This is a genomic window from Streptomyces sp. NPDC059895 (assembly GCF_042731035.1).
In the GTDB taxonomy this organism is placed as follows: domain Bacteria; phylum Actinomycetota; class Actinomycetes; order Streptomycetales; family Streptomycetaceae; genus Streptomyces.
Map to the genome: position 1 here is coordinate 58,251 of NZ_JBHWKO010000033.1, position 21,108 is coordinate 79,358.

Annotated in this window: 17 protein-coding genes; 7 read left to right on the top strand and 10 right to left on the bottom strand. The window is 74.0% G+C overall.

The window, feature by feature from the left end; all coding sequences use genetic code 11:
• Positions 1-131 precede the first annotated feature (131 nt).
• Both ACFV9M_RS29835 and ACFV9M_RS29840 read right to left on the bottom strand, forming a co-directional pair.
• Positions 132-2,807, bottom strand: coding sequence for a family 78 glycoside hydrolase catalytic domain (locus tag ACFV9M_RS29835; RefSeq protein ID WP_385075950.1), 2,676 nt, complete (start codon positions 2,805-2,807; stop codon positions 132-134).
• Between the two features lie 28 nt (positions 2,808-2,835).
• The gene (locus ACFV9M_RS29840) at positions 2,836-4,434 is read right to left on the bottom strand and encodes an MFS transporter (RefSeq protein ID WP_385075953.1); all 1,599 of its coding nucleotides are present in this window, start codon (positions 4,432-4,434) and stop codon (positions 2,836-2,838) included.
• Between the two features lie 172 nt (positions 4,435-4,606).
• Here ACFV9M_RS29840 and ACFV9M_RS29845 point away from each other — a divergent pair, with 172 nt between their 5' ends.
• Entirely contained in the window at positions 4,607-5,239 is a 633-nt protein-coding gene (locus tag ACFV9M_RS29845; protein WP_385075955.1) for a TetR/AcrR family transcriptional regulator, read from the top strand.
• Positions 5,240-5,320: 81 nt separating this feature from the next.
• On the opposite strand, the gene ACFV9M_RS29850 is transcribed toward ACFV9M_RS29845, so the two are convergent.
• Positions 5,321-5,779 carry a MarR family winged helix-turn-helix transcriptional regulator gene (locus ACFV9M_RS29850; RefSeq protein WP_385076014.1) on the bottom strand — a complete coding sequence of 153 codons (459 nt, stop codon included), beginning with the start codon at positions 5,777-5,779 and terminating at the stop codon, positions 5,321-5,323.
• A 291-nt stretch (positions 5,780-6,070) separates the two neighbouring features.
• Here ACFV9M_RS29850 and ACFV9M_RS29855 point away from each other — a divergent pair, with 291 nt between their 5' ends.
• Complete coding sequence (locus ACFV9M_RS29855; protein WP_385075958.1) at positions 6,071-7,144, top strand: alkene reductase; 1,074 nt, start codon at positions 6,071-6,073, stop codon at positions 7,142-7,144.
• A gap of 464 nt (positions 7,145-7,608) precedes the next feature.
• Here ACFV9M_RS29855 and ACFV9M_RS29860 read toward each other — a convergent pair whose 3' ends face one another.
• The 4 genes from ACFV9M_RS29860 to ACFV9M_RS29875 all read right to left on the bottom strand — a co-directional run bounded on the left by ACFV9M_RS29860 (position 7,609) and on the right by ACFV9M_RS29875 (position 11,307).
• Positions 7,609-8,847: a cytochrome P450 gene (locus tag ACFV9M_RS29860; protein WP_385075961.1), complete on the bottom strand. Its 1,239-nt coding sequence runs from the start codon at positions 8,845-8,847 to the stop codon at positions 7,609-7,611.
• Between the two features lie 24 nt (positions 8,848-8,871).
• Positions 8,872-10,263 (bottom strand): NAD(P)/FAD-dependent oxidoreductase, encoded by a 1,392-nt coding sequence (locus tag ACFV9M_RS29865; protein WP_385075963.1) that lies wholly within the window; start codon positions 10,261-10,263, stop codon positions 8,872-8,874.
• Positions 10,260-10,541: a ferredoxin gene (locus ACFV9M_RS29870; protein ID WP_385075966.1), complete on the bottom strand. Its 282-nt coding sequence runs from the start codon at positions 10,539-10,541 to the stop codon at positions 10,260-10,262. The genes ACFV9M_RS29865 and ACFV9M_RS29870 overlap by 4 nt, the downstream gene beginning before the upstream one ends.
• 127 nt (positions 10,542-10,668) lie before the next feature.
• Positions 10,669-11,307 (bottom strand): hypothetical protein, encoded by a 639-nt coding sequence (locus ACFV9M_RS29875; RefSeq protein ID WP_385075969.1) that lies wholly within the window; start codon positions 11,305-11,307, stop codon positions 10,669-10,671.
• Positions 11,308-11,471: 164 nt separating this feature from the next.
• Between ACFV9M_RS29875 and ACFV9M_RS29880 the strand changes: the two genes are divergently transcribed.
• Positions 11,472-12,230: an IclR family transcriptional regulator gene (locus ACFV9M_RS29880; protein WP_385075972.1), complete on the top strand. Its 759-nt coding sequence runs from the start codon at positions 11,472-11,474 to the stop codon at positions 12,228-12,230.
• Between the two features lie 95 nt (positions 12,231-12,325).
• Positions 12,326-13,642 (top strand): PP2C family protein-serine/threonine phosphatase, encoded by a 1,317-nt coding sequence (locus tag ACFV9M_RS29885; RefSeq protein ID WP_385075975.1) that lies wholly within the window; start codon positions 12,326-12,328, stop codon positions 13,640-13,642.
• 325 nt (positions 13,643-13,967) lie between these two features.
• Here the strand turns inward: ACFV9M_RS29885 and ACFV9M_RS29890 are convergent, their stop codons facing one another.
• On the bottom strand, positions 13,968-14,396 hold the full coding sequence (locus ACFV9M_RS29890) for an ATP-binding protein (protein WP_385075978.1): 429 nt from the start codon (positions 14,394-14,396) through the stop codon (positions 13,968-13,970).
• A gap of 201 nt (positions 14,397-14,597) precedes the next feature.
• Between ACFV9M_RS29890 and ACFV9M_RS29895 the strand changes: the two genes are divergently transcribed.
• From ACFV9M_RS29895 to ACFV9M_RS29905, 3 genes are all read left to right on the top strand, one after another.
• The gene (locus ACFV9M_RS29895) at positions 14,598-15,365 is read left to right on the top strand and encodes an IclR family transcriptional regulator (RefSeq protein ID WP_385075981.1); all 768 of its coding nucleotides are present in this window, start codon (positions 14,598-14,600) and stop codon (positions 15,363-15,365) included.
• A 38-nt stretch (positions 15,366-15,403) separates the two neighbouring features.
• Complete coding sequence (glpK, locus tag ACFV9M_RS29900) at positions 15,404-16,909, top strand: glycerol kinase GlpK (RefSeq protein ID WP_385075984.1); 1,506 nt, start codon at positions 15,404-15,406, stop codon at positions 16,907-16,909.
• A gap of 130 nt (positions 16,910-17,039) precedes the next feature.
• A complete protein-coding gene (locus ACFV9M_RS29905; RefSeq protein ID WP_385075987.1) occupies positions 17,040-19,115 on the top strand; it encodes a SpoIIE family protein phosphatase in 2,076 nt (691 codons plus the stop codon).
• A gap of 315 nt (positions 19,116-19,430) precedes the next feature.
• Here the strand turns inward: ACFV9M_RS29905 and ACFV9M_RS29910 are convergent, their stop codons facing one another.
• Together ACFV9M_RS29910 and ACFV9M_RS29915 are read right to left on the bottom strand one after the other, a co-directional pair.
• Complete coding sequence (locus ACFV9M_RS29910) at positions 19,431-20,366, bottom strand: pyridoxamine 5'-phosphate oxidase family protein (RefSeq protein WP_385075990.1); 936 nt, start codon at positions 20,364-20,366, stop codon at positions 19,431-19,433.
• A complete protein-coding gene (locus ACFV9M_RS29915; protein WP_385075993.1) occupies positions 20,363-21,061 on the bottom strand; it encodes a hemerythrin domain-containing protein in 699 nt (232 codons plus the stop codon). Before ACFV9M_RS29915 ends, ACFV9M_RS29910 begins: the two co-directional genes overlap by 4 nt.
• Between the last annotated feature and the right edge of the window lie 47 nt (positions 21,062-21,108).

The following is a 21,108-nucleotide window of genomic DNA, read 5'->3' on the forward strand; positions in this document are numbered from 1 at the left end:
CGGCGGCGCGCCGCCGCCCGGCGATCCTGACGACGGCTGATCCCCGGACCGGGCACCCGGTCCGGGGATCAGCCGTCGTGCGCGTGGCGCACCGGGCCCGTGACGTGCACCGGGTCCGGTGCGCCAGCGGCCTACCCGGCGTGCGCCGCGAGGGCGCCGGTGAAGGTGTGCAGGCCGGGACCGGCGGTGACCTGCCCGGAGCCGGGCACGTGGACCTCGGCCCGAGTGCCCGGGGGGATCTGCACGGTGAGCGTGAAGCGGTCGCCGTGGCGCTGCCACTCGGACCGGACCGTGCCGTGCGGGCTGTCGTGGCGGGCCGCTGCCGAGGTGAGCCCGCCGCCCGGGCGGGGGGCGACGACGAACCGGCGGTATCCGGCGGCGTCCGCGTCCGGGGCGTCCGGCAGGCGGATGCCGGCGACGTACTGGTGCAGGAAGGAGATCACGGCCCCCTTGCTGTAGTGGTTGTACGACATCTTGGGGCGGCCCTGCTCGTCGGCGCCCTCCCAGTCCTCCCAGATGGTGGTCGCCCCCTTGTCGATCATGGCGAGCCAGGAGGGGGAGGAGTCCTGGAGGAGCAGCTCGTAGGCGAGGCCGAGATGGCCGTGGTCGGCGAGGACCGGCAGCAGCAGTCCGGTGCTGAGGAAGCCGGTCGTCAGATGGGTGCCGGCGGCGCGCACCAGCGCGGCGAGCCGGGCCGCCACGGGCGCGCGCAGCGCCTCGGGGAGCAGACCGAAGGCGAGGGCGCGGACGAGGCCGGCCTGGGTGTCGGGGGTGACCCGGCCGTCGGCGGCGACGTACTCGCGCTGCCAGGCGGTCCGGGCGCCCTCGGCGAGGCGCCGGTAGCGGGTCTCGTCCTCCCCGTGGCCGAGGAGGGCGGCGACGCGGGCGAGCAGGCCGGCCGAGCGGTGCAGGTAGGCGGTGGCCACGTCGCCGCGGTCGCGTGAGGGGTCCAGGTCCGGGGCGACGCCGGGTTCGAGCCACTCACCGAAGTGGAAGCCGGTGTCCCACAGGAACTCCTCGTGCGGCTCCGGCCGCGGCCGGGAGGTGGCGCGGTCGGGGTGGCGGCGGGTCGCGGCCTGCCCGGCGGCGTAGTCGACCCAGGCGCGCATGGACGGGTACTGCTCGCGCAGCACGTCCAGGTCGCCGTAGGCGCGGTACATCTCCCACGGGACGATGACGGCGGCGTCGCCCCAGCCGGCCGAGCCGGTGGTACCCCCCTCGAAGGAGGCGCGGCGGGCGGCCTCGTCGGCGGGGTCGGGCACGTAGTTGGGCACCCGGCCGTCGGCCCACTGGTCGGCGGCGAGGTCGCGCAGCCACTTCTCGGTGAATCCCGCGACGTCGTAGAGGAACGCGGCGGTCGGCACGAACACCTGCCAGTCGCCGGTCCAGGCGGCGCGCTCGCGCTGCGGGCAGTCCGTGGGCACGTCGCAGACGTTGCCGCGCAGGCTCCACAGGGCCGCCTCGTGCAGCCGGTCGACGCGTTCGTCGCTGCTGGAGAACCAGCCGGTGCGGGTCAGGTCGCTGTGGACGACGACGCCGGTGACGTCGTCGGCGGTCAGCGGGCCGGGGTGGCCCTCCACGCGGACGTAGCGGAAGCCGTGGGTGGTGTGGCGGGGCTCGAACACCTCGCCCGGGCGGCCGGCGGAGACGACGGTGTCGACCTGTCCGGCCGGGAGGGGGCGGTGGCTGGCCCAGTCGAAGGAGCGGATGTTGTCGGTGGTGACGTCGCCGTCCTCGTCGAGGGCCTCGCCGTGCGTCAGGGTGAGAGCGGTGCCGGCCGGACCGAGGCCGGTCAGCCGGACCCAGCCGTTGATGTTCTGGCCCAGGTCCACCACGTGGTGCCCGGGGCGCAGCTCGGTCACCGAGACCGGCCGGATCTCCTCGACCCGGCGCACCGGCGGCGCGGTGGGGCCCGTCAGGCGGGTGAGGTCGGCGTACAGCCCGCCGTCGGCGCTCCGCGCCTTCTCCCAGCCGCTGTCGTCGAAGCCGGCCGCCGTCCAGCGCGGGTCGTACGCGCGCAGGTCGGTGCTCTGGCCGTCCATCAGGTCGGCGGTGACGGCGCTCTCGGCGGTGCGCCAGTCGGGGCCGGTGCCGAGCGTCGTGGTGGTGCCGTCGGTGTGCGTCACCACGAGCTGGACGAGCAGGGCGGTGCGGGTGCCGAAGCCGTCCGCCTCGCGGGCGAAGCCGTGCCGGCCGCGGAACCAGCCGTCGGACAGCACGGCCCCGAGCGCGTTGCCGCCGGCGGTGAGCAGGTCGGTCACGTCGTAGGTCTGCACCTGGAGGCGGGACCGGTAGGCGGTGAAGCCGGGGGTGAGCTCGTCGTCGCCGACGCGGTGGCCGTTGAGGAACAGCTCGTAGACGCCGTGGGCGGTGGCGTACAGGCGGGCGGAGCGCACCGCGCCGGGGAGGGGGAAGTCGTGGCGGAAGAGGTGGGCCGGGCGCAGGCCGGCCGGGGCGGGCGCCGTCTCCACGGGCTCGATCCAGCGCGCCCGCCAGTCGTCCGGCTCCAGCAGACCGGTCTCCCACCAGGACGGCTCCGACCAGTCGCTCTCGCCCAGGTCGGTCCACACCTTCACCCGCCAGTCGGTGCGGGTGGCGGAGGCCGGCGCCGGACCGCCGTAGCGGACGAAGGTGGTGTCCGGGGAGGCGACCCGCCCCGAGTCCCAGTCGCCCGCCGTGACGCGGTAGGCGAGCTGGCGGGTGGCGCCTTGCGGCAGCCGCCAGGACAGGCGGGGCCTGCGCACGTGCGTACCGAGGGGGCGGCTGAGGTGTTCCACCCGCAGGCGAGTGGGACGGGGCGAGGGCACGGTCGTTCCTTCCGGTCCGTGGTGGGGGTCAGGCGGTGGCCGGGGCGGCTTCTGCGGAGACGGCTTCTGCGGAGACGGCCTCTCCGGTAGGGCGCCGCAGCCGGGGGATGGCGAGGGAGACCAGCAGGCCGAGCCCGACGACGGCCGCCATGGCGAGGTAGGCGTTGGTGTAGGCCTGGTCCTGGTAGAAGGCGGTGCCCTGCACCACGGTGGCGTCGGCCGCGAGCACCGTGTACAGCAGCTGACTGGTCAGGGTCAGGAAGACCTGGGTCAGCAGCGAGGACATGCCGTTCGCCGCCGCCTGCTCCTCGGGGGAGACCACGGAGACGATCATGGCCTGCTGGCCGGACATCAGGATGCCGCCGCCCAGCCCCATCACCACGCCGGTGAGCACGATCTGCGTGGCGTCGCGGTGGTAGAGGGCGGCCAGCACCATGCCGCCGGCGAGCAGGGCGAGTCCGAGGTACCAGACCGCGCGGGGGCTGACCTTGCGGACCGCGTGGCCGACCCCGACGCCCGCGGCGAAGGTGATCAGTCCGGCGGGGATGCCGACGACGGCGTTGTGGGTCGTGGTCCAGCCCAGTCCGTCGGAGACGTGGGGGATCGCCGGGAACAGGGCGAGGAAGATCAGGATCGTCTGCGAGGCGAAGAAGGCGGCCTGCGGGACGGAGGAGCCGATGAGGACGGTGGCCACCGGACGGCGCCGCAGCATGCGCAGGTCCAGGATCGGGGTGGTCACCTTCAGCTCCCGGACGGCGAAGGCGGCGAGTGCGACCGCCCCGGCGGCCAGTGCCAGGAGGACCCCGGTGGAGGACCATCCCCAGTCCCCGCCCTGCCCGAGGGCGAAGACCATGAGGGCCAGACCACCGCCGAGCAGCACGGCGCCCGGCCAGTCGAGCTTCCCGGCGGCGGCACGGCGCGGGGTCTCCGGCACGGACAGCAGCATCAGCATGGCCGCCACGGTCGAGCCGACCAGGAACCACAGGGCGCCCCGCCAGCCGAAGACGTCCAGGAGCCAGCCGGACAGCAGGGGCGTGAGCAGGCTGAGCACACCGACCGATCCGGCGACGGTGCCCAGGGCGACGGCCACCTTGCGCGGCGGGAAGAGGTCGCGGACGGCGGCCAGCACCAGGACGGCGACCGGACCGTACATGCCGCCGATGACGCGGCCGGCGACCATCACCGGGTAGTTCGGGGCGACGACGGTGATCACGTCGCCCACCAGTCCGGCCGCCGCCAGCACGAGCATGACGCGCCGCTTGCCGTACGTCTCACCGAGGCGCACGGCGAACGGGGTCGCGGCGATGGTGGCCAGCGTGAACGCCAGGCTGAACCAGGCGATCTGCGTGGTGTGGAAGTGCTGGGCGATCTGCGGCTGGGCGTTGGCGGCGACGATCCCCGCCACCACCAGCAGCTGACCGGGCCAGATCAGCGCGGCGAGCCGGCGCAGTTCGGGTGCGCTCCACCGTGCGGTGTCGGTGCCGGACGGCGCGGTGCCGGACGGCGCGGTGCCGGCGGGGGCGGTACCGGCCGCACCGGCCTTGATCGAGCCGGTCTCGGTCGAGCCGGTCTCGGCGGCCTCGACGACGGACGTCGGCGGCTGCGCCGGGTCGGGCGAAGTGTTCATGATCGCTCCGGGGGGAGGTCGGCGCTTCGTTACGCCGAGGTGTCCGGATGATGATGCGAAGCAAAAACCTAGCGCACTAGGTTTTTGGCCAGTGATCCATGTCACACATGCCTTGTGGAGGTGTGCCCCCCCGGCCCTTCCGAAGGGCCCCCGGCTGGCTACGGTGAGGTCCATGAGCAGCAGAACCCGAGCCCCGCGCGGCAGCTACTCGGTCGGTATCGCCCGGCGTCAGAGGATCGTGGAGGCGGCCGCGGAGCGGTTCGCCCAGGAGGGCTACCACCGCACCGCGCTGACCCGCGTCGCCGAGGACGTCGGCATCACCGAAGGCGGCCTGCTGCATCACTTCCGCAGCAAGAAGCACCTGCTCCTGGCCGTGATGGAGTACCGCTTCACCACGGCGGCGGAGTGGTGGGCGCGCCTGCCCGACGAGACGACCGGCCCCGACGTGCTGCGCGCCATGGTGGGGGCCACCGAGCGCCATCTCGCCGAGCCCGGCCTCATCGAACTGTTCGTGCTGACCTCCGCAGAGGCCGCCGACCCGACCAGTGCCGCCCACACCCTCTTCGCGGAGCGCTACCAGCGCGCCGTCGAGGAGCTCGCCCACCACCTCCGGCTCGGCGTGGACCGCGGCACCCTGCGGGCGGACACCGACTGCACCGCCGTCGCCCGCGAATGCATCGCGGTCAGCGACGGACTGCAGTTGCAGTGGGTCATCGCCAAGGGCGCCCTCGACCTGGCGGGCGCGGTACGCCTGCACGCCGACCGCATCGCCCGCACCATCACCCCCGACGGCCACGGCCTGTGAACGCGACGACCCCGGTGCCTGCGCGGTACCGGGGCCGTCACGGGTTCGCGCGTCGGGCGGCCGTATACGAGTGCTCGGGGCTCAGGCGAGCGGCGTGTGCCGTTCCGCCGCCCGGCCGAGGCGGTCCTCGATGCGCGCCAGGACGCCGATGATCGCGTCCTGCTCCTCCGCGTCCAGGTCCGCGGTGACGCTGTCCTCGAGTTCCGCCCAGACCTGTTCGACCTCCTTGCGCAGCGCGAGGCTGGCGGTGGTGGGTTCGACGATGGTGGCGCGCCGGTCGGTCTCGCAGGGGCGCCGGCGCACGAAGCCCGCGTTCTCCAGCCGCCTGACCGTACGGGTCATGGTGGCGGCGTCCGAGCCGAGCAGCCGCACGAGGTCGGTCTGACGCTGCGGACCGAGATCCCACAGCTGCATCATGACCAGTTCCTGCCCGGGGTGCAGACCCACGCGCCGCAGGAGCTGACCGGCGAGCATCCGGTGCAGGCGGGCCACCCGGAAGATCGCGTGGGTCATGGCCCCCGCCCGGACCGAGGGCGGCATCGCGGCACGGGCCACCTCCTCGGAGGGGGTGGCGGGAGGCGTGGCGCCTGGTTCCTTCGACACGTCGTTTCAAGGCTTTCTCGCGCGGATGACTGACCGGACAGGTAGATCCTAGCGCTGCCCGTCGTTGTGCGTCTTGTCAGGAAATATCCGGAAGAAACTCGGCAATTTTTGCGGTCGAGTGATTCACATCACATAAATGCGGGAATGGGGCCCGGGATTTACCTGTTCGGACAAGTAATGGCGCCCGGTGGTGCCGAACGCTTCTCCCACCCGAACAGGAACCCGCTCATGACCATGGCCTTCACCCCCTACGACCTCGGCGGCATCCGCCTGTCCAACCGCGTCGTCATGGCTCCCATGACCCGCAGTCGCGCCTACGGTCCCGGCCAGAGCCCGACCGACCTGATGGCGGCGTACTACGCGCAGCGCGCGAGTGCCGGCCTGATCATCGCCGAGGGAACCCAGCCGTCGGTGGTCGGCCAGGGCTACCCGGACACCCCCGGCCTCCACTCCGCCGAGCAGATCACCGCCTGGCGCAGGGTCACCGACGCCGTGCACGCCGAGGGTGGCGTGATCTTCGTGCAGCTCATGCACACCGGACGCGTCGGCCACCCGAGTCTGACGGGCCTCACCCCGGTCGGCCCCTCCGCGGTCCCGGCGAAGGGGCAGGTCTACACGCAGGAGGGCCCGCGGGATTTCGTCACCCCGCACGCGCTGACCGAGTCGGAGATCGAGGAGACGATCGCCGACTTCGCCACCGCCGCGCGCAACGCGATCCAGGCGGGCTTCGACGGCGTGGAACTGCACGGCGCCAACGGCTACCTCATCCACCAGTTCCTCGCGCCGAACTCCAACCGGCGCACCGACGCCTTCGGCGGCGGCCCCGAGCGGCGCGTCCGGTTCGCCGTCGAGACGGCGCGGGCCGTCGCCGGGGCCATCGGCGCCGAGCGGGTCGGCCTGCGCATCTCGCCCGGCAACCCCTTCAACGACATCGACGAGAGCGACCGGGCGGACGCGGAGGCCACCTACACCACCCTCGTCGACGCGCTCGCCCCGCTCGGCCTCGCCTACCTGCACCAGATGGAGGCCCCCGGCATCCGCGACCTGGTCCTGCGGCTGCGCAAGGCGTGGCCGGGCACCTTCGTCCTCAACCCGTTCACCGGCACGGAGCCCACCGGCCCCGACGCCCTGGAGCTCGTCGAGGACGGCACCGCCGACCTGATCGCCTACGGCGCCCTCTTCCTCGCCAACCCCGACCTGCCCGCCCGCCTGGCCGCCGGCGGCCCCTTCAACACCCCCGACCGCGCCACCTCCTTCGGCGGCGACCACCGCGGCTACACCGACTACCCCACCCTGGGCTGACGCCCTCCGCGGGGTGGCTTCCGCGGGTGCCTTCAGAGGGTGCCTTCCGCCGGGTGGGCACCCGCCCCACCCGAGCACCGGCGCCGCTGTCCGGCCGCTACGGTCCGGTCCGGTCCGGGGACGCTCCGGTCCGGGGACGCTCCGGTCCGGGGACGCTCCGGTCCGGTCCCGGCCGAGGACGCTTCCGGTCCTACGAGGCGTCCTCGGCGCCGGTCTCCGACAGCAGACGACGAGCGACCAAGGGCGGTGTGTCCGGGATATGTGTGTCCGGGGAATCGGTCGGCAGGGCCTCGCACACGACGGCGCACGGCACCACCCGGCCGCGCCGTCCCGCCTCCCCGGGCGGAGTCCCGGCGCCCCGGCCTTGCGTGGCGCCCCCTACGTGACGTCCGAACCCCCGGCTGCCGCGCACCGCGCCGTTCGGCCGGGCCGGCCAGGCCGGCCAGGCACTGGAGGTGGCCCCGTCAGGGCCGGATCCCGTCGCAGGCGAGGGGCAGGTGCCGCGGCCCGCGCAGTACGGCGTTCTGCCGGTAGGGCGGCGGGTCCTCCAGCAGGCGGGGGTTCTCCAGCCTGCGGGCCAGCTCCGCCAACGCGAACTGGGCCTCCAGCCGGGCGAGCGGCGCGCCGAAGCAGCTGTGGATGCCGCTGCCCAGGCCGAGGTGCTGGATGTCCCCGCGGTCCGGGTCGAAGCGTTCCGGATGCTCGAAGCGCTGCGGGTCGCGGTTGCCGGAGGCCAGCACCAGCCAGAGGGAGGCGCCCTTGGGGATGGTCACGCCGCGCACCTCGATGTCGGCGAGGGTGGTGCGCTGCGGCAGCAGCTGCACCGGCGGCTCGAAGCGCAGCAGCTCCTCGACGACGGGCACGGCGAACCGCGGATCCGTACGCAGCCGCTCCAGGACACCGGGGTTGCGCAGCAGGGTCAGCATGCCGTTGGTGACGAGGTTGACGGTGGTCTCGTGCCCCGCGATCAGCAGCAGCGCCGCGGTGCTGAGCAGCTCCATCGTGGTCATCGTGCCGTCCGGGCCCGCGGCCGTGGCCAGCTGGGAGAGCATGTCGTCGCCGGGCTTCCTGCGGCGCTCCTCGATCAGGCCGGCCAGGTACATGCCCAGCTGCATACGGGCGTCGTGCGACTCCTTGCCCCGCTGCGTGGGATCCGCGTCCGGGTCGGGGTCCAGACTCGCGGCGATGGTGTCCGCCCAGGTGTGGAAGCGCGCCTCGTCCTCGCGCGGCACCCCGAGCAGCCGGCAGATCACCGTCACCGGGAACGGGTAGGAGAACTGCTCCACCAGGTCGATCCGGGCGGGGTCGCCGATGCCGTCGATGAGACCGGAGACGATGTCGTGGAGTTCCACGCGCATCCCGTCGATGCGGTGGGGGGAGTGCGGCGGGCCGAAGGGCCGGTTGGTCATGCGCCGCAGCCGGTCGTGTTCCGGCGGGTCGAGCCGCAGGAAGCTGGGCGGCAGGGCGCTCTGCTCCTCCTGGGCCGACTCGGCCAGCGGGTCGTGGGAGGTCGACGCGAGATTGCGGGCGTCGGAGCTGATGCGCGGGTCGTGCAGCAGGCTGCGGATCTCGTAGTAGGTGCTGACGACGTACGGCCCGTCCTCCTCGTGGTGGACCGGCGTCTTCCGCAGCTCCTCGTAGATCGGGTACGGATCGGCGCGGTTCGCGTAGTCAAGGATCTGGTGCAGCAGCGATGGCGTCATGGCGGGTCCTCGGGGCCGGGCGGGTCAGTGCGCGGGCGTGAACGTCAGCCGGCGGTCGGCGGGCGCGTATCCGCTGAGCGTCACGGTGGGGCCGTGGCTCGGGACCGACGGGTCGGGGAAGTCGGCGTCCACCGGCCGCTGCCCTTCCGGGTGCCGGTCGACCGTGGGGAAGGACGGCGGGAACGGCGCCGTCGTCTCGATCAGCTCCTGGTAGAACGGCAGCCACCGGGCGTGGTCGAAGGCGACCGCGCCGATGACGCGCCCCTGGTACCCGTAGACGCCGAGGAACCGGTGGGCCTCGAGCGAGCCCTGCGGGACGACGATCTCCGTCCCCAGCGTCGGCACGCCCACCGACTTGATGTTCACGCCGAACTGCGAGGACCAGAAGGCCGGCACCCACATGTGCGGGAGGCGGTCGGAGGACGCGCTGAGCATGTTGTGCGCCGCGATCTCCGCCTGGGCGACGGCGTTGCCCCAGTGTTCCAGGGACAGGAACTGGTAGCCGAACAAGGGGTGCGGGGAGCGGGCGACGTCCCCCGCGACGTAGATGTCGTCGGTGACGATGCCGCGGATGTCGAAGGCGCGGCAGCCGGCGTCGCAGGCGATGCCGCGGGGGCCCGCCCCGAGCCCTGACCCGGTGAGCCACTCGGTGTTCCGGGTGGCGCCGAGCGAGACGACCACCACGTCCGTCTCGACGGTGGAGCCGTCCGACAGGTGCGCGGCGCGCACCCGCCCCGAGGCGTCGCCCTCCAGGGCGGTCACCATCACCCCGCACCGCAGGTCCACGCCGTGCTCGCGCTGGAGCTCGGCGGCGACCGCGCCGACCACCCCGCCGAGCGCGCCGACCAGGGGCGCCGCGCCACGCTCGGCGACGGTGACGGAGATGCCGCGCTCGCGGCAGGCGGAGGCGATCTCCGAGCCGGTGAACCCGGCCCCGATGACGAGGACCCGCCGGGGGCCGTCGGCGAGCCGCCGCGCGAGCGCCGCGCTGTCGTCCCGGGTCCGCAAGCCGAACACCCCGTCGAGTTCCGCCTCGGCCTCCCGCGGCCACGGGCGCGCCCGCACGCCGGTCGCGATCAGCAGCCGGTCGTAGGGCACCTCGTCGCCGTCGGCCAGCCGCACCCGCCGGGCGGCCATGTCCAGACCGGTGGCCGCGACGCCCAGCCGCCACGTCGCGTCGAGGGCCCGGCGCCGGGGCAGCGCGGTGCGGTCGGCGGCCGCCCTGCCCAGCAGCACCTGCTTGGACAGCGGAGGCCGGTCGTACGGCTCGTGGGGCTCGTCTCCGATCAGCGTCAGGGATCCGGCGAAGCCCTTGGCACGGAGCGTCTCCGCGGCCCGCAGGCCCGCCAGCGAGGCGCCGACGACGACGATGCGGCCCTCGCGCCGGAGGCTCTCCAGGGACGCGTCACCGTTCACCGGGTACCGCCCCGGCCGGTCACTGCCTCGGCCGGCGCGTCCAGGGCGTCGACGAGGACGGCCTGGACGGGGCAGGCCGCGGCGGCCTGCGCCACCTTCTCGCGCTGCGCCTCGTCGGGCTCGGGGAGGTAGAGCAGGCCCTCCTCGCCGTGCATGGTGAAGACGTCGGGCGCCAGGAACGCGCACTGCGCGTACCCCTGGCAGCGGTTCAAGTCGACGGCAATCCTGACCACGGGACCGGTCCTCTCCGACGGCCCCCTGCGACCGTCTGCGACCATCCTGGGCGTCCGCGGCGGACGCGGCGACGAGAGGGAGACCGTCGGAGTGAACGCCGGGCCCGTCACTCGGGCCCGTCACTCGGGCCCGTCACTCGGGCCCGTCACTCGGGCCCGTCACCCGGGCCCGTCAGCCGGGGCCGGGCCGCCCTGCGCCGGCGGGCCGCCGCCCCCACAGGATGTGCAGGCTGACGACCAGCGCCCAGCCCGGGAAGACCAGCTCGGACCAGGGCAGGTCCGCACCCGCCACGAGCAGCGTCAGGCCCGCGAGAAGGCTGAGGACCACCAGCGGGCGGGGGAAGACCCCGAGGCGGCGGCCGATGGCCGAGGAGGTGAGGATGAACACCGCCGCCATGCGCATCGCGTACGTGGTCAGCAGGGCGTAGGCGTAGTGGCGGCCGAACGCCGAGTGCCGCCCGCTCTCGTCGAGCACGGTCGCCGCCGCGGCGGCAGCGCCGAACAGGGTGGCGACGAAGACCAGACCGCTGCCCAGGAACACCGTGGAGACGAACCGGTCCTCTCCCGCGCCGGCCTGCTCACGCAGCGCTCCCATGAACCACAGGAAGGCGATCCCGGCGAACGGGAGCAGCGCCAGCGCCGTCCGCACGGCGTTCCGCTGCCCGGCGCCGACGGCGATGTCGTCCCCGCCGGCCCCGGCGGGCAGGGCGATGCGCACCAGCACGATCGCCGTGGCCATCAGGACCGCGAACACCACCCCGGCGATCCCGACGGCCCGGGGTGTCCCCAGGTGCTCGTGCCCGTGCCTCATGGTCCCTCGCTCTCTGTCCGCACCTCTTCGGTCCAGACAGCGGCAATCCGGCACCGCGCGCCACCGGGGCTCCAGGGCCGCCCGTCCGCCCCGCGCGGGGGTGAGGGGGCCCGTGAGGCGATGCGTGTCTTGCCTGTGCCGCCCGCCCGGCGCAGGCTGAGGGTATGGGTGCTCACGAAGGCCCGACGCTCATCACGTCCGTGCAGCGAGCCTTTCGCCTGCTGGAGGCCGTGGGCGCGCACGAGAACGGCGCGCCGGCGAAACAGCTGGCGCGGGAGACGGGCCTGCCGCTGGCCACCGCCTACCACCTGCTGCGGACGCTGGTGCACGACGGATACATCCGCAAGCTGGACGACGGCGGCTTCGTCCTGGGCGACAGGCTCCGGGCGCTGCACAGCAACGGCCGCGGACAGGCGCTGCTCAGCCGTGTCCGCCCCACGCTCGCCGCGCTCCGGGACGAGCTGGCGACCGCCGCCTACCTCACCTTCTACGAGGAGGGCGAGATCCGGGTCGCCGAGATCGTCGACGGCCCCCGGGCGCCCAGGGTCGACCTGTGGGTGGGATTCGAGGACGCAGGGCACGCCACCGCGCTGGGCAAGGCCGTGCTCCGCGAGATGGACGAGGACTCCCGCAAGGAGTACCTCTCGCGCCACCACCTCCCCGACCTCACCCCGCGGACCGTCACCAGCCTTCCGGAACTGCTCCGGCGGCTCGACCTCTCGCCCCAGGCCCCGGCCGTCACGGACATGGAGGAGTACGCCCTCGGCACCGTCTGCGTGGCCGTGCCCGTCTACAGCGGCACCACCCTCGGCTCGCTCGGCGTCTCCCTGCCGGTGGACCGGCTGCCCCGCCTCGACGAGATCCGGGCCCGGCTGCTGCCCGTCGCGAGCCGCGTGACCAGGAGCCTGTCGCTCACTATCTGAAAATCCACCGCTTGTGGCGCCCGGGCCGGACCCCGTTTCCTGGATGAAGTAGGACATGTCGCTACCCGCATACAGGTGAGGACCCCGGACGGAACATGAGTCAGGCGCGAGACCATGGCGACGGCCACCGGCCGATACGGCCGTCCAGCGATCGAGACGCACGTCCCCGCGCGGGGGCGTGGAGGAAGGGCGCCGCACAGCTGGCCGCCGGCTCGCCCGTGCTGCCCGTCCTGATCATCTCCGTCGTCGTGCTCGCCGACTTCGTCGGCGGAGCGGGAATGATCTGGCTTCCCCTGCTCACGGCCGGACCGGCGCTGGCCGCCACCACCAACGGGCCCCGCGGAGTGCTCTGCGTCGGTCTCCTCGCCGCCGTGCTGAGCACCGCGCACGGAACCGTCCACGCCGTCCCGGGCCGGGAGGTCCTGGCAGTCCTGGCCGCCGTGGTGGCCGTCACCCTGGCGAGTGCCCTGGCCAGCACGCTGCGCGGGCGCCGTGAACGGGTGCTCGCGGACGTCCGCTCCGTCGCGGAGGCCGCCCAGCACGCGCTCCTCACCCCGGTACCGGAGACGGTCGGCCCGTTCCGGGTGGCCGTCCGCTACAGCGCCGCGGCGGCGGAGGCCCGGATCGGCGGCGATCTCTACGCGCTGGTGCCCACCCCGTACGGGGTCAGACTGATCGTCGGCGACGTGCGCGGCAAGGGACTGCCCGCGGTGGGGACCGCCGCGCTCGTGCTGGGCGTCTTCCGCGAGGCCGCCTACGACGAGCCCGACCTCCTCGCCGTCGTCGGCAGGATCGAACGGAGCCTGGCGCGCAACCTGGGCAGCGACGACTTCGTCACCGCCGTCGTCGCCGGGTACCCGCGGGCAGGGCAGCTGGAGGTGGTCAACTGCGGGCACGCCCCGCCGCTGCTGGTCCGCGCCTCCGGTGACGTCGAGCCGGTCGAGCCCGCCCGTCCCGCGCCGCCGCTGGGCCTGCGCGCCCTGTCGGGCGAGGCCCCCGTCCTCCAGGTGCTGCCCTTCGCCGAGGGAGAGCAGCTGCTGCTCTACACCGACGGGGTCACCGAGGCCCGCGACCACGGCCGTGCGTTCTACCCGCTCGCCGAAGGACTGGCACGCCATGTGTCCGACGAGCCGGCGCGCACGCTCACCGCGCTCCACGACGAACTGCTGACACACGTCGGCGGCCGGCTGCACGACGACGCCGCGCTGCTGCTCCTGCGCAAGCCGCCCCGTCCGGAGCCGGCCGCGTCCCCACGCGCCGTCCCCGCGTCGGCCTCAGACGCCGGCCGGGGGACCGCACCCGTCGCGACCAGGTCCCTGTCCCCGTCCCCGTCCCCGTCCCCGTCACAGTCCCCGTCATCCGTACCGCCCGTTCCCGCTGCGGGCGGCCGGCGGGCCATGGACAGGGCCTGACCTGAACACGGACAGGGTCCGACGGGCACCGGCGCTTCAAGGCCTGGCACGCCCGCCGCGGAACGCGGAACGCGAAACGGTACCGGGGCGTCCGGCCTGGCACGCTCGCCGGGAACGGTCATCGGTCATCGGGGCGTCCGGCCTGGCACGCTCGCCGGGAACGGTCATCGGTCATCGGGGCGTCCGGCCTGGCACGTCCGCAGAACTCGGTATCAGAAATCGGTATCGGGGCGTCCGGTCGGCTACGTCCGCCGCGGAACGGCACCGGAGCGTCGGATCGCGCACGCCGCGCCGGGCAGCGGCCGGTCCGCCGTGCCGCGCGCGCTCACACCGAGACGAGCTCGGCCCACCGGGTCACGCCGCCGGGGTGGACGTGTATGCCGTGCCGAGTCGCCAGCGCGTGGACGATCGTCTCGCCCCGGCCGTGCTCGTCCGGATCGATCTCCGCGGACGCCGGACCGGTGGCGGGCACGGGTCCCGCGTCGGTGACCTCGACGCGCAGGGTGCCGAGCCCGCCGCCGCGGAACCACGACAGCCGCAGTTCAGCCGGGGGCAGGGCGTGGACGAGCGCGTTGGTGAGCAGCTCCGACACCACCAGGAGCGCTTCGTCGGCCGTCTCCGGGGAGACGTCCCAGTGGGCGAGGATCGCCCCCGCGTGCTGCCGTACGGCCGAGACCGCCCCGGTGACGGGCGGCAGTCGCCAGACGTGCTCGACGTCCTCCCGCAGCATCCTGTTGTTGAGCCCTACCGCCATGTGCCGTCGTCCTCCGGTGAGCGCTGTCGGCCGAAAATGGCCTCGACGCGCTGTGCCGGGCCTCGATGCACCGTAGGGAGCGAGAGGGAGGCCGGTCAATGAACAGCGGTCGCCATTGCCGAACGTCCGGGTCCGATCCCGCGGCCGGGACGCCCGCCGCCACGACCGGCGTACGCTCCGCGGCGGTAATAAGCTCGCATCATGGCCGGACCGGTCCAGTCGATCGAACGGGCGGCGGCGATCCTGCGTCTGCTCGCGGGCGGGCCCCGCCGCCTCGGGCTCGGCGAGGTGGCGGCCTCCCTCGGTCTGGCGAAGGGCACCGCCCACGGCATCCTGCGCACCCTCCAGCACGTCGACTTCGTGGAGCAGGACGCCGCGACCGGGAAGTACCAGCTCGGAGCCGCCCTGCTGCACCTGGGCACCAGTTACCTCGACGTCAACGAGCTGCGGTCGCGCTCCATCAACTGGGCCGACGCCCTGGCAGCCCGCAGCGGAGAAGCGGTGCGCCTGGGCACCCCCCTGGAGGGCAGGGTGCTCGTCGTCCACCATGTGTTCCGGCCCGACGACACGCTCCAGACGCTGGACGTGGGCTCGCTGCTGCCGCTGCACGCCTCCTCGCTCGGCAAGGTGCTGCTGGCCTTCGGGACCGCACCCCTGGAGCCGGCCGTCGACCTCGGCCTGGAGGCGTACACCCGGCACACGCTGGTCGTCCCGGAGCAGCTCACCCGGGCACTCGCGGAGATCCGCGAACTCGGCTGGGCGGGCGAGGTCCAGGAGATGAGCATGGGCGAGGCCGGGATCGCCGCGCCGATCCGCGGGCACGGCGGTCTCGTCGTGGGCGCCGTCGGGCTGTCCGGCCCGGTCGAGAGGATCTGCGACAGCCAGGGCCGCCCGCGGCCGAGCCTGGTCACCCTGCTGCGTGAGGCCGCACGGGCGATCTCCCGGGACCTGGGTGCCGCTCGCTGGTGACACCACCGCCTCTCGGCACGTCGGAAGGCAGACCGATCATGGTTGAACGGTATGTAATGTCCATCGATCAGGGCACCAACTCCACCCGATGCATCCTGTTCGACCACCACGGCCGGCTGGTGTCCGTCGCCCAGCGGGAGCACCAGCAGCACTTCCCCCGGCCCGGATGGGTCGAGCACGACGCCGCCGAGATCTGGCGCAACGTGCGGCGCGTGGTGCCCGAGGCGCTGTCCGGCGGCGGTGTGGGCGCCGAGGAGGTCGCCGCCGTCGGGCTCGCCAACCAGCGGGAGACGACGGTGCTGTGGGACCGGCGGACCGGCGCCCCGCTGGGCCGGGCGATCGTCTGGCAGGACACCCGCACGGCACCCCTCGTCGACGACCTGCGACGCCACCCCGGGGACGACTTCTTCCTCGACCGGTGCGCCCTGCCCCCCTCCACCTACTTCTCGGCGCTGCGCCTGCGCTGGCTGTTCGACCACGATCCCGCACTCGCCCGGCGTGCCGAGGACGGCGAGGTGCTGTTCGGCACGATGGAGAGCTGGCTCATCTGGAACCTCACCGGCGGCCCGGACGGCGGCCTGCACATCACCGACGCCACCAACGCCAGCCGCACCATGCTGATGAACATCCGCACGCTCGACTGGGACGACGACCTCCTGGCGTTCTTCGGGGTCCCCCGCCCCACGCTGCCCGCGATCCGGCCGTCCGCCGAGACCTACGGCGTCGCCCGCTCGGTCCTCCCCGGCGTCCGCATCACGGCCGCCCTCGGCGACCAGCAGGCCGCCCTCTTCGGCCAGACCTGCTTCTCCCCGGGCGAGGCGAAGTGCACGTACGGGACGGGCGGCTTCCTGCTGCTGAACACCGGCACCGACGTCGTACGGTCCCGGCACGGACTCCTCACGACCGTCGCGTACAAGATCGGGGACCAGCCCCAGGCCTACGCCCTGGAGGGGTCGATCGCCGTCACCGGCGCGCTGGTCCAGTGGTTCCGCGACCGCCTGGGACTGATCAGCAGCGCGCCGGAGATCGAGACCCTCGCGCGCACGGTCGAGGACAACGGCGGCTGCTACATCGTCCCCGCCTTCTCCGGCCTGTTCGCACCCCGCTGGCGCAGTGACGCGCGGGGTGTCATCGTCGGCCTCACCTCCTACATCACCAAGGGGCACCTGGCCCGGGCCGTCCTGGAGGCCACCGGCTGGCAGACGCGGGAGGTCGTCGACGCCATGAACGCCGACTTCCCGGTCCCCCTGGAGCGGCTCAAGGTGGACGGCGGCATGACGGCGGACAACCTGCTCATGCAGTTCGTGGCCGACGTGCTCGACGTGCCCGTGGTGCGGCCCATGGTCGCCGAGACGGTCTCCCTCGGCGCCGCCTACGCCGCCGGGCTGGCCGCCGGCTACTGGAGCGACCTGGAGGTGCTGCGCCGCAACTGGCACCGGGCCGGCCAGTGGCTGCCGGACATGGCCCCTGAACGACGGGAGGCGGAGTACGACAACTGGCGGCGCGCCGTCGAGCGGTCGATCGGGTGGATCAGACCCGCGTAGGCGCGCCGGCCCGCACCTCGCGCGCAGGCGCGCCGCCCCGGCGTGCCGCCGGTGTCGGGCACCGGCGGAATCCGTCCTTCCGGATAGTGTGGGGCGAACAGCACGTCTCACCCGGTGGTTAGGTCGTACGTTGGACGCTCACCAGACGGCGGGCCAGGAGCCGGAGCAGCCCCTCAGGGCGGTCGGGTACGCGGGCGTGCTGCGCGAGCTGCTGCCCATCGCGCTGTGGCGGGAGGACGCGGACGGGTACGTCGTGGAGTGGTCGCTGGCCGCCCAGGACCTGCTCGGACACCGGCCCGAGGACGTACTCGGCCGGCCCGCGTCGGCCCTGCTGGTCCCCGAGGGCAACCGGGGACTCGCCGACCGGCTCACCCGCCGCGTCCGCGCCGGGGAGACCGTCGGAGGGACGCTGTCCGTGCGCCACCGGGACGGCCACCAGGTGACGATGGAGATGTGGATCCTGCCGGCCGCCGACGCGCGGGGACGGCCCGGGACCCTGCTGATCGCCGTGGAGACCTCCCAGGTCCTGCGCATGCGCGACTCGCTGGCGGCCCTGGAGAGCCTCTTCAGCCAGTCGCCCATCGGCCTGGCCACCCTCGGCACCGACCTGCGCTTCCTGCGCGTCAACGACGCTCTCGCCCGGATGAACGGCGCCCCCGCCGCCGCGCACCTGGGCAGACGGCTGACGGAGGTCGTGCCCGGCGTCAACGCCGCCGCGCTGGAGGCGACGATGCGGGAGGTCCTGGAGCGGGGCACTCCCGTCGTCGACGTCCGCCGCACCGGGCGCACCCCGGCCGACCCCCACCACGACCGGACCTGGTCGTGCTCCTACGCCCCGCTCTTCGACGGCGCCGGCCGCACCCTGGGCCTGATCGCTTCCCTCATCGACATCACCGAGAGCCGGCGCGCCGAGATCGACGCCGAGCGCGCCAGGCGCCGCTTCGCCCTCCTGGCGGAGGCCGGCACCCGCATCGGCACCACCCTGGACCTGCGGCAGACCGCGGAGGAGATCGTGCAGATGCTGGTGCCCCAGCTCGCCGACTCCGCCGACGTGCAGCTCCTCGAGGAGGTCATCGACCCCGACGAGTCCGCCGCCTCCACCCGCGGCGTGGTCCGGCGCATGGCCGCCCGGTTCCCCGATCCCGCCGCCCCGACGGCGAAGCTCCAGCCGGGCATGACGTCCCGGATCCCGCGCGGCTCCCTGTACGAGCGGGTCATCGCCGACGGACATCCCACGAACCTGTACCGCTCCGACGTCCCGGCGCTGGTCACCGACCCGCGCGCCGACCAGCTGCGCGCCTACCTCGTGACGCTCGGCTCCGCGAGGCTGATCCCCCTGGTGGCGCGCGGCAGGGTGCTCGGCGCGGTCATCGTGACCCGGCTGCGCAGCCGTGAGCCCTTCGACGAGCAGGACTGCGTGCTCATCGACGAACTGACCGCCCGCGCCGCCCTGAACATCGACAACGCCCTCCTGTACACCCGCCGGCACGCGGCCGCCCTCACCCTCCAGCGCAGTCTCACCAACAGCGCGCTGCCCGCCGTCCCCGGCCTCGACCTGACCGGGCGGTACCTGCCCGCCAGCGAGGAGGACGTCGGCGGCGACTGGTTCGACGTCATCCCGCTGCCCGGGGGCAGGACCGGACTGGTCATCGGGGACGTCATGGGGCACGGCATCCACGCCGCGGCGGCCATGGGGCAACTGCGCACGGCGGTGCGCACGCTCGCCCGGCACGACATCCATCCGGCGCGCATGCTGAGCTCGCTGGACGCCGTCGTGGCCGACATGGGGGTGGACGAGATGGCGACCTGCGTCTACGCCGTCCACGATCCCGGGTCCGGCGGCTGCCTGGTCGCCAGAGCCGGCCACCCCCCGCCGGCCGTGGTGGCCCTGGACGGTGCGGTCACCTTCCTCGACGGCCCGCCGGGCACCCCTCTGGGGACCGGGGCGCAGGAGTTCCGCACCGAAGAGGTCCCGCTGCCCCCGGGCAGCCTGCTGGTCCTGTACACGGACGGACTCATCGAGGCCCGTGACCGGGACCTCGACCAGGGGCTCGACCAGCTCGCGCGCGCCCTGCGCACCCCCGCGCCGTCCCTGTCGGCCCTCTGCGACGCCGTCCTCGGCCGGATGCTGCCCCACCCCGCACCGGACGACGTCGCCGTGCTCATGGCCAGGCCGCGGGAGCCCGTGCCGGGCGCCCGACGGTGACCCGCTCCGTGCGGCACGCCCCACGGACGGGCCCCGAGCGAGGCGAAGAGGCCGCGCCTCGGGGCGCAGGTGCGCACCCCATGGCGAGGCGGCGGCGGGGTGCGTGCCGGACGCGGCGCCGGACAACCGAGTCCGGCGCCGCCGGGTGCCCGGGAACGCACGGGCAGCCGCGCACCCCCGCACGACGGTCAGCAGCCGCCGCCCCGCCGGACAGTCGGCTCCGGGCACCCCGGTCGGCTCCGGGCACTCTGCCGGCCGCCCGGCTGCTCGTGTTCCGCCGGCCGCCTGCCGGCTCCCTCCGCTTCCGCCGTGCCGTCAGGCCCCGCCGCTGCGCGGGGCGGGCGCCGCGAGCGCCCGGAACTCGGCCCACCGCACCCGGGGCCGCTGCAGACCGCGGCGCTCCAGATACCGGTCGGTGGCCCGCTTCGTCCGCCGCAGCACCCGCAGCGCGTCGCTCGGCCGTCCCGAGCCCATCGGCTGCACCACCTTGGCGGGCACCAGGGTCCAGCCCGCACCGGTCCGCTCCAGCTCGCCGCGGACGAGCGCGTTCTCCATACGGTTGAGCCGCTCGTCGTGCCGGTGCACCAGCAGCGACGCCGGGCCCGGCGCGACGGCGCAGTCGGACGGCACCTCCACCGTGAAACCGGCGTCCCCCGGCACCGGACGGGTCCGGGCGAGCACGGGCGCCCCGGACGCGTCGCGGGCGGCGAGGACCGCGGTGGGGAAGCGGGCGAGCTGCGCGGCCCCGGGCAGCGCTCCGCCCTCGTCCGGGCCCGGGGACGCGTGCCCGCCGAGTGACGTAAGCGGAGGACGCACGATCACCTGCTCGGGAGTGACGGTGATGAACAGCCGCAGGTAGTACCACTCCATCAGCCACCGCAGCGGAGGGGAGAGGTACGACCGGCTGTGCGGCTGCCGCTCGAAGAGCATCCGCCAGTAGTCCTCGGCGCCCTGAGGGCCGGTCATGATCTCGTCGGGGCACTCGGCCCGGCCGCCGACGAAGATCTGCGGGGCGTGGTGGAGGCCGCTGCCGGTCGGATCGGAGAAGAGCAGCGCCACGCGCCCGTCCCGGCGGACGTTCAGCGCCTTCTGCGCGAACGCCAGGGACGTGGTCAGCAGGAGGGTCCCGTCCGCGCGGCGCGACACCGCCGCCGGCCAGACCGGCGGGGTGCCGTCCCGGCCGAGCGTGACGAACTCACAGGTCCGGTAGGCGTCGAGGACGTCGAGCGGAGCGGAGTCCAGTACGGTCATCGTCCCGCCTCCCCGTTCAGCGGGCCCCGCACGGCACGGCAGGCCGCGGCGTACTGGCGCCTGCCGACGGCCCTCCACAGCAGCCGGCCGGCCAGCGGTGCCCTGCCGAGGAAGTAGGCCCGCTCCTGGGGCGTGGCCTCCTCCAGGAGCGCGCCGAGGGCGAGCATGAGCTTGTTCCGGGGGACGGTCTCCAGCCCGCGGCGTCCGACCGCGTCCCACTCGGCGACGGACAGGTGCTCGGCGACGAGGGGAAGGACCAGCCGCTCCTCGTCGTCGAGGTGGTCGAGGAGCACACGGCGGTGCTCGTCCAGCGCCAGGGCGAGTTCCTCCCCGGCGACACAGTCCGCCGTCCGCCCCCACGCGGGCACCCACTCGGTGACGGCCGCCAGGCTGTGGTCGATGCGTTCGTGCTGCTCCTCCATCCGCACGATCAGCCCGTCGTCCGCGGCGCGCGCACGCAGCAGTGGCCAGATCAATTCGTCCTCCACGGTGTGGTGGTGATGCAGACCCGTCAGGTACTCGTCAAGGTACGCCGCGACCTCGGCGGCGCGCGCCGTACCGCCGTCCGGTACGGCGCGTACCAGGCGGGGCAGGAGGGCCGACTCACGGCGGAAGACCCGGTGGACCACGACCATCTCGTGGGTGTACGGACGGCCGGTGACGGGGCGTTCGAAAGCCGCACTACTGGGGGACACGCTTGCTTGCTCCAACAACGGTTCGGACAGGGCAACGGGCCCCAAGG